13 protein-coding genes and 3 pseudogenes are annotated in these 14672 nt (G+C 64.0%); 8 read left to right on the top strand and 8 right to left on the bottom strand.

What is annotated here, in order from left to right; genetic code table 11:
• Positions 1-574: 574 nt before the first annotated feature.
• On the bottom strand, positions 575-862 hold the full coding sequence (locus tag JMJ56_RS30755) for a hypothetical protein (protein ID WP_202835577.1): 288 nt from the start codon (positions 860-862) through the stop codon (positions 575-577).
• Positions 863-911: 49 nt separating this feature from the next.
• Between JMJ56_RS30755 and JMJ56_RS30750 the strand changes: the two genes are divergently transcribed.
• Entirely contained in the window at positions 912-1610 is a 699-nt protein-coding gene (locus JMJ56_RS30750) for a thermonuclease family protein (RefSeq protein WP_202835575.1), read from the top strand.
• Between the two features lie 385 nt (positions 1611-1995).
• Positions 1996-2367: a MarR family transcriptional regulator gene (locus JMJ56_RS30745; protein ID WP_202835573.1), complete on the top strand. Its 372-nt coding sequence runs from the start codon at positions 1996-1998 to the stop codon at positions 2365-2367.
• A 262-nt stretch (positions 2368-2629) separates the two neighbouring features.
• On the opposite strand, the gene JMJ56_RS35830 is transcribed toward JMJ56_RS30745, so the two are convergent.
• Positions 2630-3196 (bottom strand): GNAT family N-acetyltransferase, encoded by a 567-nt coding sequence (locus JMJ56_RS35830; RefSeq protein WP_202835571.1) that lies wholly within the window; start codon positions 3194-3196, stop codon positions 2630-2632.
• A gap of 295 nt (positions 3197-3491) precedes the next feature.
• Here JMJ56_RS35830 and JMJ56_RS30735 point away from each other — a divergent pair, with 295 nt between their 5' ends.
• The 4 genes from JMJ56_RS30735 to JMJ56_RS30720 all read left to right on the top strand — a co-directional run bounded on the left by JMJ56_RS30735 (position 3492) and on the right by JMJ56_RS30720 (position 6485).
• The gene (locus JMJ56_RS30735; RefSeq protein ID WP_202835569.1) at positions 3492-3953 is read left to right on the top strand and encodes a DUF202 domain-containing protein; all 462 of its coding nucleotides are present in this window, start codon (positions 3492-3494) and stop codon (positions 3951-3953) included.
• 58 nt (positions 3954-4011) lie between these two features.
• A complete protein-coding gene (locus JMJ56_RS30730) occupies positions 4012-4401 on the top strand; it encodes a helix-turn-helix domain-containing protein (RefSeq protein WP_202835567.1) in 390 nt (129 codons plus the stop codon).
• A 675-nt stretch (positions 4402-5076) separates the two neighbouring features.
• Entirely contained in the window at positions 5077-6066 is a 990-nt protein-coding gene (locus JMJ56_RS30725; RefSeq protein ID WP_202835565.1) for a PAS domain-containing sensor histidine kinase, read from the top strand.
• A 23-nt stretch (positions 6067-6089) separates the two neighbouring features.
• On the top strand, positions 6090-6485 hold the full coding sequence (locus JMJ56_RS30720) for a response regulator (RefSeq protein ID WP_202835564.1): 396 nt from the start codon (positions 6090-6092) through the stop codon (positions 6483-6485).
• 195 nt (positions 6486-6680) lie between these two features.
• On the opposite strand, the gene JMJ56_RS30715 is transcribed toward JMJ56_RS30720, so the two are convergent.
• Positions 6681-7037, bottom strand: a complete 357-nt coding sequence (locus tag JMJ56_RS30715; RefSeq protein ID WP_202835563.1) for a hypothetical protein — start codon at positions 7035-7037, stop codon at positions 6681-6683.
• 834 nt (positions 7038-7871) lie between these two features.
• Positions 7872-8015, bottom strand: a pseudogene (locus JMJ56_RS30710) (IS256 family transposase); the annotation flags it as partial.
• A gap of 117 nt (positions 8016-8132) precedes the next feature.
• Between JMJ56_RS30710 and JMJ56_RS30705 the strand changes: the two are divergent.
• A pseudogene (locus tag JMJ56_RS30705) lies at positions 8133-8471 on the top strand (transposase); the annotation flags it as partial.
• Here the strand turns inward: JMJ56_RS30705 and JMJ56_RS30700 are convergent.
• The 3 genes and pseudogenes from JMJ56_RS30700 to JMJ56_RS30690 form a co-directional block, all read right to left on the bottom strand.
• Positions 8378-8614 carry a transposase gene (locus JMJ56_RS30700; RefSeq protein ID WP_202835579.1) on the bottom strand — a complete coding sequence of 79 codons (237 nt, stop codon included), beginning with the start codon at positions 8612-8614 and terminating at the stop codon, positions 8378-8380. The pseudogene JMJ56_RS30705 and the gene JMJ56_RS30700 sit on opposite strands and share 94 nt — an antisense overlap.
• A gap of 68 nt (positions 8615-8682) precedes the next feature.
• Positions 8683-8814, bottom strand: a pseudogene (locus JMJ56_RS35825) (IS5/IS1182 family transposase); the annotation flags it as partial.
• Positions 8815-8877: 63 nt separating this feature from the next.
• Positions 8878-10518: a hybrid sensor histidine kinase/response regulator gene (locus tag JMJ56_RS30690; protein WP_202835562.1), complete on the bottom strand. Its 1641-nt coding sequence runs from the start codon at positions 10516-10518 to the stop codon at positions 8878-8880.
• 261 nt (positions 10519-10779) lie between these two features.
• Between JMJ56_RS30690 and JMJ56_RS30685 the strand changes: the two genes are divergently transcribed.
• Positions 10780-11223 (top strand): response regulator, encoded by a 444-nt coding sequence (locus JMJ56_RS30685; RefSeq protein WP_202835560.1) that lies wholly within the window; start codon positions 10780-10782, stop codon positions 11221-11223.
• 197 nt (positions 11224-11420) lie between these two features.
• Here JMJ56_RS30685 and JMJ56_RS30680 read toward each other — a convergent pair whose 3' ends face one another.
• Positions 11421-13445 carry a TonB-dependent receptor gene (locus tag JMJ56_RS30680; RefSeq protein ID WP_202835558.1) on the bottom strand — a complete coding sequence of 675 codons (2025 nt, stop codon included), beginning with the start codon at positions 13443-13445 and terminating at the stop codon, positions 11421-11423.
• Between the last annotated feature and the right edge of the window lie 1227 nt (positions 13446-14672).

Here is a 14672-nt window from a genome sequence, read left to right as displayed (position 1 = left end):
CCGATCGCCATCTTCAACCGGATCATGGTCAGCCGGTCGGCGGTTCGGCGCCGGCGCTCCTCGGGCGAGATCTTCGGCTTCGCGGTCGGTATCTGAGGATCGTAGGGTAGGCTCATGTCGTGGATGTCGGATGCCGCAGCGGCCGGTGCTAGCCCACTACCAGCAATGCAGCACGACACTGATTAGAGCACACCAACTCCAAACCAATAACATCCCGCAATCACAGCTGCCCATATCGGAACCGGAAATATCGCAACGATTGCAAGCTTCCCCCAAGACATCTGCGTGTCCTCGCCGTCATGATCTGTACAGAATTCGTACAGCATCGTTCCAACTCGAGTGAAGCGGCTAAGTTCGTCGTGATTGAAGCGCAATGTTGCGATTGGCCGCTGTCGGGCTGGCTGCTTGGAGCGCCATTTCGGCTGATTCAGGAGAAGGGAGAGCATGGTGGAGTTCTGAGCGGTCTTGATCTCCCTGGCTCTTGTCAGCTTCGGCCTTTGGCTCGGTTGGCTTGCCAATCATTCCAAGCGCCTTCGCAGTCACCAGATGAGGAGCGTCCTTCTTCGGGCGCGCGTCACTCGCCACGCGCCCCGTGCCTCACACAGGCATGCGCCCCGATAACGTGGAGGAACGGGATTATGCCGCCCCCGACCGCTTCCAGCGCCAGCCGCGCTGCCGTTGAGCCCGTCTGAATGCGTGCCGGCTCCGGCACCCGCACCTCCAACCGGGCCGCTACTGCCTCGAGCAGCGCCACCTCACCCTCTTTCCAGAGGTCCCGGTTCAGCAGGGCGGATGCTTCGTCGGGCAGCATCCCGAGGGCGTTGCCAATCCAGCCGCTGGTGCTGATGCTAGGCACAGACACGCTTTGTTCAGCCGCTACAACCGTGGTCAAAGGTGTGGCAGGTAGCAACATGCCTCTCGTCATCTGGCGGCTTTCGGTCGCCATCTTCGTCCTGCTTGCGCTTCTGTCCTGCTCTCCCGCTTGGGCTGCCGAACTGCTCGGACGGGTGGTCGGCTTGGCAGACGGGGACACCCTAACCCTGCTCACTGCCGAGCGCCGCCAAGTCCGGGTCCGGTTAGGTGAAATCGACACCCCTGAAAGCCGCCAGCCTTACGGCACGCGTGCGCAGCAGATCCTCTCCGAGCTGGTGTTCGGCAAGGATGTACGGATCATGGTGCAAGACACGGACCGGTATGGGCGGACTGTTGGGCGGGTCTACGCTGGCCCGCTGGATGTGAATGCCGAAATGGTCCGGCAGGGTGCCGCTTGGGTCTATCGTCAATACAGTCGGGATCCCGAGCTGCTGCGGCTCGAGGCCGAAGCGAAGGCAAGCCGCCGCGGCCTTTGGGCGCTCCCCGAGGTCGAACGCACGCCCCCTTGGGAATGGCGTGCAGCAAAGCGTGGAGGCGGACCCGACCATAGCACGGAGGCGCCGGCAGCGCCTATGCGTTCCGCACCAACGGTGAGTAGCGGCTTCACCTGCGGCGGCAAGCAGTATTGTCGGGAGATGACCACCTGCGCCGAGGCTCGCTTCTATCTGCAGCAGTGTGGGCTCTCGCGGCTCGATGGGGATCGGGACGGGGTGCCTTGCGAAACTCTCTGCCGGTGAGCTTTGCGAGCAGCGGCGACACAGCGGCTGCTTGAGGCCGTTGGCGGCTTAGGAGATCAATCTGCCGCCGGACCAGCCAGTCAGAAAGCCGGCCCGGCCAAAGTAGCAGATCACTTCCTTCACGCTTCGTTCGTTTTCGAAATTCTGTAACGCAGGCGATGCTCGCGGGATGTAAGCCGGGAGAGTATCTGTTGACCACCGTCGAGATGGCTTACGTCGGCCTAGCCGTCATCGTCGCAATGATGCTTGGCGCTCGGCCGCTGGCAGCTCGGATGACGCGCTGGGCCCGGATCCGCCGTCTCCACAATCGATTTGCAGGCGCACCTCTCCGTCGGGTGTCGGCTCTCAGAAGGGAACCGCATGCGGGTGGAGAAGGCCCTGGTCAATGAGCGATGACCCCGACCATCTGCTACAGATCCTGCGCGAGACGTGCTTGTTCGAGGTTCGGTCCGACCAACCAGATCTGACCCTCCGCCAGATCGGCATAGCGCTGATCGTCTACCAAACGGACGAGCTGCAGACCATCCGCGGGTTGGCGAAGCATCTGAACATCAGCAAGTCCGTTGTCACCCGCGCACTCGACCGGTTGGAAGAGCTCGAGTTGGCGTGCCGGACGACCGACGCCCGAGACCTTCGCAGCGTGCTGGTACAGCGGACCGCCGGCGGCGCCGCGATGGTGGAGCGGCTGGGAGCAACGATGTCTGCCGCGGCCGGTAAGCCAGAGCAGGTCCCAGCAAATGGTCCGGTTCGTGCTTAGCCTCACCCCGCGCTCAGCCAGCGTCTACGCCGTCCACGAGAGGAACCCTGTATTGCCCGTCCACAAACCAGCCAAGCTGGTGATGGAGGAACTTGCCCACGACATCGTTCGGGAAGTCGCGCGTCGGTACCGTGACCAAAAGTTCCAAACAGCCGTGACCGACCAGTTGGACGGTCAGAAGCACGCCACGTCGTTAAGCCTTTACAGCAGCGGCTGGACTGGCGCACGAGCGACTGCAATGGGTGGAAAGCGGACGTTCGTCTTATCGGGTCCCAAGGGGTGGCGGCCCAGCTCGCTGCCAACTTTCTCTTGTTATCGCCCAGTCTACTTCCTGCCATCCGCGAGCCTGCATCCAGTCCGGTCCCGTTCGCCGCGCCACGATCTTGGCTCCAAACCACCGTGCCAACTTCTCGACCCGGCGGTTACCGCTGGCAGTATCCCCGATGATGGCCCCCAGGTTCAGTGTCTCGAACCCGTACCGAACCAACGCGCCGGAAGCGTCCAGCGCCACTCGGAAGCGCCCCCACTCACTTGGTGCCAGCTCAATCCCGAGTACCGCGACGTTATCGTCGACCTTGCGAAGCCCGCCGCATCCAAGAAGGCGGCCGGTTCTGACCTCACAGATCGCGAGCTGCATATTCATTCGCGGTCGATCCCGCTGCCACTGCAGAAACAGGTCAAACAGCTTGGTTGGCCGCTCCGTCTTCTGGTCGAAGTCATACAGCTGCAGGTAACGTGGATCAGTCTGGTATCCGATGAAAGCTGCCCGATCCGCTTCGGTGAAGTCGCGTAGAAGGATGCGCCTGGACTTGATCGAAAGTGCCTGCATGGACGCGAGCTAGTCTATGGTCCCCTACGTCCGCAATGGGTCGACAGCGGTCGCTCTAGCGCTTTGTCATCACCTCGGCCGGCGCCACGATCACCGGACCAGCCCGTCCGGCGCTGGTTCTTGCGATGGCCAGCTGCTTCATCTCGGCCGTCCGCTGGCGGGGAATGCCGATGTCGGGGAGGGATGCCGGAGCAATGTCCGGGCGTCGGACTTTGCTCACTCGATCACCACCGCGCCGCTCAATTTCACCCCGCGCCTGCGCTTCGGTCCGCTCGGTGCTAGTGCGGGAGCGGGGATGTCTGCGGTGCGTTCGCCCTACATGCCTGATGCAAAGGACGACCCGCGGGTACTCTATGCTGCTGACCGTACGGTATTGGCGGCAGAGCGGACCTACGCGGCCTGGGTTCGCACCGGGCTTGTGTCACTGGTGGCGGGGGTAGGAGCCAAAACCTCGCTTGGCAGCGTGCTGCCAGAATGGGCTATTTTGTTCAACGCCTCCCTTCTGGTGCTGTCCTCGGCTTTCTGCTTTGCGGTCGCGGTGTGGCGGGACATACGTCCGGGTCACGACACGCCGCAGCGCTCCGACCTGCGCCGCTCGCCGGCGCCGCTGCTCATAGAAGCTGAAGATCCAATTGGGGTCGAGAGCCGGTTCATACGGGCCAGGCCGGAGCCGTGCTTCTCCCGCAACCGCCCGAGCGTCGCCATAGACACCGTCCTGCCGTCACATCCACGTAATGAGATTGTTCTCGCGGGATAATGTGCAGAGCACCGCTGCACAACTCATTAGACAAGCGTCATCAACCAGGACGCGGCAGATGGGCCTAACCGATCAGCAGGACGAACCGCAAAGCCAACGCGCCACCATGGTGGACAAGCATGTTGGCCGTCGGATCCGGGAGCGGCGGCTTGCCATGGGGCTGTCCCAGCAGCAGTTGGCGCGCATCATCGGCGTGACCTACCAGCAAGAGCACAAATACGAGCGAGCGCTGAACCGCATTTCCGCCGGCCGCCTGTTCGGTGTTGCGCAAGCGCTTGCCGTTGACCCCGCATGGTTTTTCGAGGGCATTTCGGAGCAAGGTGAGGCCCAAGAGTTGGCCCCGCGCCAGCGCATGTGCTTGGAGCTGGTGCGCAACTTCGCTCTGATCAAAGACGAGAAGCAGCGGGAGGCCATCAGCAGCATGGCCCGCTCGCTGGCAGGCTCATAGCGGAGCCCGCAAGCGGTCAGTGCCCGTTGGATGGCTCAGCTTGTGCGGCCAGTGCCATTCTGCACCGGCAACACATAGACGGTTGGGCAGTTGGTTACCGCGCCACCGCTGGCATAGAACTCTGAGATCATCCGATCGAGAGCCTCACTGTCAGGCGGGGCGACCAAACTGCAACGGTGCTTGTGAGCGATCATTGCTTTAATGGATTGGTACTTAGCGGCAGCAGCCGCTGCAGCAGCAGGGGGCATGGTGCGACGGTTTTTCTGCACAACCTGTTCTCACTCTATCGCAATGAGTACGCAGATAGGCCCAGATTTGCGCTTTGAGGTAGAATTTCTTCCATAGAAAAATCGCTTGAGGCTATCAATTGCCTCTTTGCGGCTTAGTACCGTGGCTGCTCGGCAACGGTTATGAAGGGGGCCCGTAGATGTCGCCGCTTCGCTGAGCTCAGGCGGCTCAGTATGCCCTCAGCTCGATAGATGACCCACAGCGGCACGCCTTGGCCAACAGATGCAGGATGTACCGCAGGGTCGCCAGCGAGGCCGCGCTGGGGCGGTCAGAGGATTGCCTGGAGTTCTAAATTGACGGAGGGACCGTGTGCTTGCCGAACCTGCGTCGGGGGCTGGCCGGTGCTAGCCTAGCTCGGCCTAATGGGCGCGCGAGGAGCAGCGACGGATGACCTTGGAAGATCTCTACCGCATGCTCCGCAGCGGCCACGTCCAGGCGCAGGGGGTCGTGGACAGCCTCGACCTGCCTCTGGTCGTGTTGGATGAGGACCTTCGCGTCACTGCTGCCAACCCGGCCTTCCTCGATGCCTTCAGGGTTGAGCGTGACGAGACCATCGGCGAGCGTCTGTTTGCGCTTGGCAACGGCCAGTGGAACATCCCTGAGCTGCGGGCCCTGATGGCCGATGTGATACCCAAGGCGGCCGCTGTGATCGACTACAAGGTGACCCACGACTTCCAGGGCATCGGCCGCCGGACCATGCTCGTTGGCGCGCGGCGGATGGTGCATCCGGGTGGCCACGGCAAGGACGTCCTGGTGACGTTCGAAGATGTCACCGACCGCGGCCGCGCGGAGGCAGAGAAGGACGTCCTGCTCGCCGAGACCCGTCATCGCATGCGCAACCTACTGTCGGTGGTGCGCGCGCTCGCCGGCCAGACGCGGACCGCAGGCCGCACCGGGGAGGAGTACCGGGACGCATTCCTCGGCCGCTTGGAGGCGCTGATACGGGCCCAGGACGCCTCGCTTTCCGGCGGATCTGCGGCCGACCTCGCGGATCTTGTCGGCCGGACGCTGGAGCCGGTCGGGGCCGGGCGCGCCCGCGTCGAGCCAGGCCCCGCCGTGCGGCTTGCTGCCGCGCAGGTCCTGCCACTCGGCCTGATCCTGCACGAGCTTGCCACCAATGCCCTTAAGCATGGTGCGCTCTCTGTGCCTGAAGGCATCGTGCGGGTGGCTTGGGACATCCCGGCGCAGGCGGACGGGGCCACGCTGCTGCTGCTCGACTGGCGCGAGGAAGGAGGCCCGCCGGTGGCGCCGCCGACCACGCGCGGCTTCGGCACTCGCCTGATCGAATACAGCGCCCGCACCGATCTGGAGGGCAAAGCGGAACTGCGCTTCGAGCTTGGGGGTTTACACGTGCAGATCTCGGTGCCGCTGACGTAGGCGCCCTGAAAAAAGGAGCCGCCGTGGAGTCCATCCCCGGCGAGGGCGCCGGCCGCCCCGCCCGCCGCCAAATCTTAGTCGTCGAAGACGAAACCCTCATCGCCCTAGATCTCGAGATCGGCCTAACGGACGCTGGGTTCAGTGTAATCGGCCCGGTTCCGACGGTCGCGGCGGCGCTGGCGCTCCTCGCAGACCAGCGGCCTGATGCTGCGGTACTCGACGTAAGCCTCCGCGGAGAATGGGTGACGCCGGTAGCAGAGACCCTAAGGGCGATGGGGGTGCCTTTCGTCCTGGCGAGCGCCTACGGCGGGGCCGAACTCGCCTCGGACGCGGTGCTGGCCGGCGCGCGGAATGTCGGCAAGCCAACCATGCCGGCGGTCCTGTTCGCGGCCCTAAAAGACCTCCTCGATTGCCGATAAGCGCTGCTAATGGGAGAGACCGCCGCTCCGGTGGCACTTGGCCACATCTCCCGATTGCCTGCTGCCCATTCCTCCGCAGTTGCTTAGATCGGCGCCACGATGAAGGGACCAGGCTAACCCGTCTGGCGCTGGTGCTCGGCGATGGCCGCCAACTCCAAGGCCCCCTTGTCGCCGTCACCCACCATTGCTGCGGAGCTAGTCTTGGCCAACCCCCGTCAGCAGCCGGCGCATCTCCTCCAATATCTCCCGCTGCTGGCGTACTGCTTCGCGCTCGGCTTCGGCTTCGGCCCGCAGCCGCTCGGTCTGCGCTCGACCCTGCTCAACAAACTGGCGGGTCTCATCTGCCAGCCGGCGCGTCTCCTCGCGCACCTGACGTACTTCTGCCTGAGCAACGCGAACCGCCTCGGCCACCTCTCGCAGTTCCTCAGCCGTGCGCCGGGCTTCCTCACCAAAGACCCGATCTTGTTCCCGCAGATTCCGCTGGATCTCTGCGAGCCCTCTTGCTGCTTCGGCGTTGTCCCGCCGCTGCTCCAGGTCGTCGTCCTCCGTCATGGGTGAGCCCCTCTTGCTGCGCTGCACCACCTGAGTTCGTCGCTGACGAACTACTCCGCTTTTCAATGCTCATTCAGTATTGCACCCTTCGTTTACCAAACACTCGTGGATTCATCCGGACTAGTTGAAGCCGCCATCACCTGCAGCAGGCGGCCTGGGCCATGCTGGGGCGCCCTGAGTGGTTGCGGGGGTATTGGCTGGGCCCCCGTTCTGGCCCAGTGGCGCTGGCGGGCTCCACAGCGGCGCTAGCGCGGCCTCGCCCACATGCGCGTGTATGCTATCGTACATAATGGCTGGGAAGCTCCGCCTTGGCGTCGTGCCGGGGCAGCGCCAGGCGGGAACGGCACTACCTTGACCGAGGCCGACGGGGAATCACTCTCGCCTCGCGCAGCATCTTCAGCACCGAGTTATCCATGCAGTGCAGATCCGGTTACAGCAGGTGCTCCCACGCGGCCGACTGCAATCTGGCTGCGTAAAGGACAGGCATACAGGCCTTTTTGGCTTGCTCTGAGTTTATGTTGCGGCGCAGCATAAGGGTAAGTGAGGGGAGGGACAGGCGGAGGAGCTTTGCCATGGTCGTCTTCCTGGTCGGTACAGCAGCAATTCTGGTGGTGAGCCTCGCTGTTCGGGTTGCCATAGATGAGTTTGCGGCTCGCTGGGCCCAAGGATCTCTAGACGCCCCCCGCAGTCTCCATGGCTCCTGACCAAGGATGTCAGACGACGAAGCCCACATCCCAGCTGCGGCACCGAGCCAAATGGAGCGGGGCATGATGCGGGGTCGTGTCCCTTGGTGATGGTGTAGGAGCGGTTGCTCCTGGCGGGCTTGGCCGCTGGTCAGGCGGGCCCAGCCGAGAGCCTGACTTGGCCAGTATCGCTGACGGCGCTGATCGCTTCCAGGCTCATGTAGCGCGACCGTTGGGTGGCCCATTCGTCAGACTGCTCGAGCAGCAGGGCTCCGACGAGCCTGATGACGGCGGCGGTCGTGCCCCCAAGCGTGGTGTAGGAGGCCACCACCGTAACGGTGACGGTCATCGTGGTGGTCCTCGATAGGGTGGGAGTTGTCGAGACCTACATGCCAAACCTTGGATACCCACGATGACCAACGACAGGATTGCCCTTCGGAAGCTGTTGGAGAGGGGCTCCGACGCTACTTTCCTGCGGGAAACGATTGGTTTTGCTGCGCATCGGTTGATGGAGCTGGATGCTGAGGAGGTCTGCAGCGCTGGCTACGGCGAGCGCAGCGCCGAACGGGAGAACCAGCGGAACGGCTATTGGAAGCGGGACTGGTAAACCCGGGCTGGAACAGTGGAACTCGGCATTCCGAAGCTGCGGCGCGGCTTCTACTTACGAGCCTTCTTGGAGCCGAGGCGGCTGGCGGCGAAGGCGCTGACGTCGGCATCGGCAAGGAGGATGAAGCCAGCCGCGTCGACAAGAATGTGCCGCTTCCGATCGAAGGTCCACTTCGCGGTGTCATATCCGGTGGACACGCCATCGACGCTGGTAGCACGCACGGTCTGGTTATCGATGATGGCAGCTGAAAGCTTCGACTTGCGTCCCTCCGCCTCGTGGGCCAGCACGCATGGCCGGTCGTGTGCACGCCCGAGCGTGTCGTCGAGCCGCCATCACCTGAGTGAGCGAACACCGTCTGCCATGGCGGAAGGGAAGTAGAGAGCATGCTCCAGGCGCGACCGGAACGAGCAAGGTAGAAGATGGCGTCGGCCATCAGGCGCGGTGGCCACTTTAGTGGCAACCCGGTACAGGCAGGCGGCGGAAGCAACGGCTCCAAAGGCCACCTGTTCGGTGCCGAGCAGGTCAGTCGGATGACGGTCTTAACAGGCGATCAATGTCGGTGCTTGGCCAAAGCATGCCGTGCAGCGGCGGAGACGTCTCCGCGAGTGTATGGCTTGCTCAGAATGCCTGCATTAGTCGGTAGAGTCGTCGCACCCAGGACATCAATATGGCCCGTTGTCAGGATCACAGGGACTTCCGGGAAGCGGCTACCGGCAACGCGGGCGAACTCCAAACCATCCATGCTACCCGGCATGGAGATATCAGTGAGGATCAGGTCCGCCACAGCTCCACCTTCCAGCACACCGAGTGCAGCGTCAGCGTCATCCGCTTCGATGATCCGGTAGCCCAGTTCGGACAGGGTTTCCGCTAGCGTTGAGCGTACCATTGCGTCGTCTTCGACGACCAGCACAGTCTCGCCCATACCCGCCTCTACCCCAGCTTTGACGGACGGCGTAACCGACGCAGCGATGTCGAGCACCGGCTTCTGAATAGAGGGCAGAAGGATGGCCACCTCGGTACCCTTGCCTGGCGCGCTCTCAATCCGTGCCACGCCGCCGCACTGCTGAGCCAAGTTGTAAATTTGGGCAAGACCGAGACCGGTGCCCTTGCCAGGGACCTTGGTTGTGAAGAACGGCTCGAAAGCCCGACGGCGAACCTCCTCGGACATACCCGGCCCGTTGTCACGGACAGTCAGCCCGATGTAACCGCCTTTGGGCAGCCGATCATCGACGTCCGCTCCTGCTTCTTCACTGCGAAGCGAGATGGTGATCGTCCCAGCCGCGCCACCAATCGCGTCCCTAGCATTGATGACGAGGTTAAGGAGGGCACATTCCAGTTGGTTCAGGTCGGCGAGGCATGCCCCGACACCCTGCTCCGGAACATCGATTTCCAGTGCAATCCGCTCGCCTGCGGCCCGCGCGAGGAGGCCACGGAGCCGGCTAATGATCTCAACCGGATCAAGCGGCCTCAGATCAAGCTGCTGGCTACGGGCAAAATTGAGAAGTTGGGCGGTAACCGCTGTAGCCCTCTTTGCGGCATCCAGAGCATTGTCAGCCAGCCGCATCACCTCGGCTCTGTCATCTCCGACCCGGCCCAAAATCAGTTCGAGATTGCTCGTTATGGCTTGCAGGACGTTGTTGAAGTCGTGTGCGATGCTGCCGGTAAGCTGGCCAATGGCCTCCATCTTTTGGGCGTGACGTAACCCCTCCTCGCTAGCCTGAAGTGCCGCCTCGGCGCGCTTGCGGCTTGTGACATCGGTCAGGGCCGCAATGACCCGAACCTCACCACTTCCCGGGGTGCGTTCCACAGTCGCTGAGAGAAGTACGTCAAGCTCGGTAGCGTCGCGCCGACGGAAGCAGCGCTCCACGTCGCGGACTTCACCTTTGGCTAAGAAATCTGCCCATCCGGCCGTGGTCTGCTGGGCGGACGACAGTGCTTGGAAGTCCGACACAGGGCGTCCGACCACCTCAAGGCGAGTATAGTCCAGCAGATCGAGCCACCGGTCAGACACGTCGGTTACGGTAGCGTCGACGTCGAGTACCAGCATAGGCACTGGCGCGCGAACGAAGTTGGCACGGTGATGATCCTCGCTTTCGCGCAAGGCCACATGGGCTACATCCGGCACTGCGGTCAGCGGGGCACGTCTCCAGCTGGTCACGCGTTGTGGGGCTAGCGGATTGCTGTGCGTCACGAGCTTTCGCTCCTGCTACTTCCACCCTGACGGGATGGTCTCACACGTGTGAGCGAATATGCAAGCTGTCTCGGCCGCTCACGCTGTCCTTATTATCAACCATAAGTTGATTACATCAGTCCTATTTGCCCCTCTTTGTAGAGGCAGCTTTTTTGTCTGGGTTTGAAATAGCGCTGTACAGAACCTTCGCTAATGTGGCGAACTTGTGGCCTTGATACCCGTTAAAGTTGTAATCGACAGCATACTGAAAGGCGCAGGCCGATGGCTTACTACAGGCGTCCCGGATGCGAGCCCACACCAGATGCAGTCCGCATCCTCATCGCCGAGGATGAGGCTTTGATCGCAATGTCGATGTCGGACCTTCTTGAGGAAGAAGGTTACGCGGTCTCGATTGCGAGTGATGGGATCGAAGCTTTGGCCGAAGTGCAGCGGCTGGGGCTTCAGGTGAGCGCACTCGTGACCGATCTCAACATGCCTCGCATGAGTGGTGAGGACTTGATCAGCGCTCTGCAGAAGGTCCAGCCCGAACTTCCGATCATTGTAGTGAGTGGTTCCGCTCCGCTTGGTGGGCTGGAGGAGTTGCGGCGCTACGGCGGTGGGCAAGAGCCATTTGCTTTGCTGCACAAGCCAATGAACTACGATGACCTCGTGCAGACCCTGCGCCGCGTGACCAGCACCCAACGACTGGTCCGGTTGGAAGTTTAGTGGATCATCGCTGTGAGGCGCTTGGGTTTGGTGGTCCAGGTTCAGCGTTAGCCTTCGCCGGCTTTGAGGCGCGGGCCGAGGGGGAACTGAAATCGCTCAGGGATGCGATCGGCAAGGTGCCGGGCTTCCATAGCTGCTGCTGCGCCGGGCGGCGGCGAAGCTTGGCAAGGGATAAGCCCGGCAGCGAGCCCGTTGCGTTACAGATCGGCCGTCACGGAGAAGAGGAAGGTGCGCGGGGCGCCCTGGGAGATGGTCCCGAAGGAGGCGACGCCCGCCCAGTGGTCGTTATCCGTCACGTTGAGGATGCTGGCGCGGAAGGTCGTGGGCCGTCCGGCGATCTCGGCCCGGTACCGGGCACCGATATCGAGGCGTGCCCAGGCCGGCAGGCTGACAGTATTGGTGGTGTCGACCTGCTGCCGCCCGGTCAGGACCACGGCACCGTTCAGGCTGAGGCCCGGCGTCCAGGGCAGGTCCCAGTCGAGGCCGAGATTGGTCTGATAGGTCGGCACGCCGATCGGCCGGTTGCCGACCACGGCGGCGGTGCCGGAGCGGGTGATCTCAGCGTCGAACAGGGTCAGCCCGCCGAGCAGGCGCAGGGACGGCGTGATTTCGCCGGAGGATGTCAGCTCCAGGCCGCGGACGCGCTGCTCGCCGCCCACCGAATAGATATTGTTTGACAGCTCCGCGGTCGGCCGGGTGATCTGGAAGGCGCTCAGCGTCACGATGGCGCGGCGGAGGTCGAATTTGACGCCGGCCTCGTACTGCTGGGCACGGTAGGGGGCGAAGGCCTCGCCGGCATTGGCGGCCGTCGTCGGCGCGATATCGCCGCGGCTCAGCCCCTCAATGTAGTTGGCATAGAGCGAGATGCCGGCCCAGGGGCGGACCACCAAGCCAACGAAGGGTGTAACCGCACTCTCGTCATAGGCCGAGCTGCGGCCGCCGGTCGTGGCGTTGTAGTTGTTGGATTCGACGCGTTGGAGGCGCAGGCCAAGCATCAGCCGCAGCCGTTCGTCGAACATGGCGATCGTGTCGGCGAGGGACAGGCCGGTGAGCGCGGTGGTCGAGACCCGCGGCACGCGCCCCGGCGCGGGAACTGCCTGCTCCGACCGAAGGACCGGCTGGTAGATGTTGGAGCGATAGGCCGTGCCGTTGACGATCAGCCGGTCCTGCTGCTCGTGATAGGCATCCGCCTGCAAGGTCACCATATGGCCGATGGGGCCGGTGGCGATGCGGGCGCGGGCCCCGCCGCTGGCGCTGTAGCGCTCGATCCGGAAGGTGGCGTTGCCGGGCGTGCTCGTCGTGTCGCCCAGGGCGTTGACAATGGTCGGCAGGCTGAACAGGCGCCGCACCTCGGTCTGTGAGCCGCCGAGATTGCCGAAGACGGTGATGCTGTCGGTCAGGTCGTATTCGGCGCGGAGCAGGGCGCCATCATCGGTGACGCGAGACCACTCCCAGGGCTGGCTCAGGTTGCGCCGGCCGTTCGGGGCGGAGGGCAGCCGCACGCCGGGGGCGAGGAGGACAGGGCGCAGCGGGGCATCAAGCGTATCCTGCTGGCGGAAGAAGTCGAGGGAGGCGCGGAAGCGCTCGCCCCGGTAGTCGAGGGCCAGTGCCCCGACGAAGGCCTCGCGGCGTTGCTTGTCGAGGTCGGTGTCGCCCTGGCGGTAGCTGCCGTTGAAGCGCAGGCCCCATTGCCGCTGGTCACCGAAGCGGCGGGCTAGGTCCAGATGGCCGCCGAACTGCGAGGCGGAGGCGTAGTTCAGGGTGAGGCGCGTCAGGTCCTCCTCGGCACGCTTCGGCACAATGTTGATGACGCCGCCGATGCCGCTGTTCGGCGACATGCCGTAGAGCAGGGCGCCAGGGCCGCGCAGCACTTCGATGCGCTCTACGAATTCGGTGAAGACGCGGTAGTTGGGCGCGATGCCGTACTGTCCGTCGAAAGCGATCTCGCCGCTATTGCCCTCGCCCACGGGAAAGCCGCGGATGAAAAGGGAGTCGACCTGGCCGCCCGGGTTGGTGGCGGTGCGGACCGAGGGGTCGAGGGCGAGGGCCTCCGTCACCGTGGCGGCTTGGCGGTCGCTGATCCAGCGGTCGGTGTAGCTGCTGGTGCTGAAGGGCGAGTCCATGACCCCGGTATTGCCGAGCAGGCCGAGCCGGCTGCCGGTGGCGACCTGGCCGCCGGTATAGGGGGGCGGCACGGCGTTGCGGGGCGCCGACCCCTCCACGGAGACTTCCGGCAGTGCCAGAGGGGTGCCGCTTGCCGATGCCGGCAGGTTGGGCGCTTGGGCCCTGGCCGATGCGATGACGGCCATTGCCATTAGGCAGGCGGACAGGAACTTTGAGCCCAAAGCATGGCGGCAGGACGGCATGGTCATGGTCGGTCGATCCCGGCACGGACGGTTTGGGCGTTCCGACATCGCCCTTCGGAGGTGAACCCGGTTCATTCCTCCGGCGGTAACGGCGAAAGCTGGCCTCGCCGATAGTGCAAATGCGAGTCGTTTGCAAATTGGTGCCTAGGGCGGGGCTCTCTTGTCGGCGCGGAGGGCTGAGGGACGTGGTGCGGTCTGGGCGGTCTGGATGGCGGGGCTTCTAAGCCGACGCCGCAAGCGCTCCGCGTACTGCCCCTTCGATCCACAGGTTTGGGCCAAGGACGGAGGCGCTCAGGCCTTCTGCGCGCACTACTTGGTCTTCGCCGGCGTCCGGGTGGCTCGGGGCTCGGCCTTGGCCGGCTCTGGGCCTGACGTGCATCCCGCCCGCGCCCTGACCCGCTTGCTGGTACCCTGCTGGGCGCCGTGGATCGGTCAGGTCGCCCGCTAGGTCTGGGCAGTCGCTAAGGTGGCGGACGATATGGGGGATGGGCGACACCCCGTTGGGACGCTCCGCATCTCGCTCGTCCCGTCTCTCGGCGATTTAGAAACCCCCTGTCGCTAGTGCCGCCCGATCCCGAAGAGCGACATTAATGCAGGGGCTCCGACAATGCCGACTTGCAGCTCCAGCCCGAGCGGGCCCCGTCGCAAGCTGCGGAAGGCGGTTAGACCAGAAATGGAACCGCCCAAGGTTTTGTTGCGTACTTGAAATTACAGGGCGGCATCCCTATGTCAGGTGGAGGCGAGGCTTGGCCCAGCCTGCTCGCTCCCCTGCCCCCAGCGCTGCCGTTCATTCCCTCAAGGGCGAGCACAAGCCGGCCGTGGGATGATGCCGCCGCATCAGCAATGGTGCCCGGCGTCCATCCTGCCGCCCCTGCCCCTGTGCAGCGGCTGGGCCGCTGGCCTCTCCTTCCCCCTGTCATCCCCATTCGGCGGGTCCCTCAGCGGCATCCCTGGCGCGGTGGGGGCCCGGCACCGCGCATCCGGCACTGAGCCGGCCGCTTCTGCAAACCCTCCCCTGCCAGCGGTGGCACGGGATGGCGATGACAGCGCCCACCCGGTGCCGGCTTCGGTCACCCGAAGCCA

Origin of the sequence: Belnapia arida (assembly GCF_016773205.1) — a bacterium.
Lineage (GTDB): Bacteria > Pseudomonadota > Alphaproteobacteria > Acetobacterales > Acetobacteraceae > Belnapia > Belnapia arida.
Note: the sequence above shows the minus strand (reverse complement) of the source record. Positions and strands in the feature narration are given on the sequence as shown.

Bases quoted from the DNA above. Each gene is read 5' to 3' on its own strand.
- JMJ56_RS30750 (WP_202835575.1), top strand. From the start codon at position 912: ATGCCTCTCGTCATCTGGCGGCTTTCGGTCGCCATCTTCGTCCTGCTT.
- JMJ56_RS30745 (WP_202835573.1), top strand. From the start codon at position 1,996: ATGAGCGATGACCCCGACCATCTGCTACAGATCCTGCGCGAGACGTGC.
- JMJ56_RS35830 (WP_202835571.1), bottom strand. From the start codon at position 3,196: ATGCAGGCACTTTCGATCAAGTCCAGGCGCATCCTTCTACGCGACTTC.
- JMJ56_RS30735 (WP_202835569.1), top strand. From the start codon at position 3,492: ATGTCTGCGGTGCGTTCGCCCTACATGCCTGATGCAAAGGACGACCCG.
- JMJ56_RS30730 (WP_202835567.1), top strand. From the start codon at position 4,012: ATGGGCCTAACCGATCAGCAGGACGAACCGCAAAGCCAACGCGCCACC.
- JMJ56_RS30725 (WP_202835565.1), top strand. From the start codon at position 5,077: ATGACCTTGGAAGATCTCTACCGCATGCTCCGCAGCGGCCACGTCCAG.
- JMJ56_RS30715 (WP_202835563.1), bottom strand. From the start codon at position 7,037: ATGACGGAGGACGACGACCTGGAGCAGCGGCGGGACAACGCCGAAGCA.
- JMJ56_RS30685 (WP_202835560.1), top strand. From the start codon at position 10,780: ATGGCTTACTACAGGCGTCCCGGATGCGAGCCCACACCAGATGCAGTC.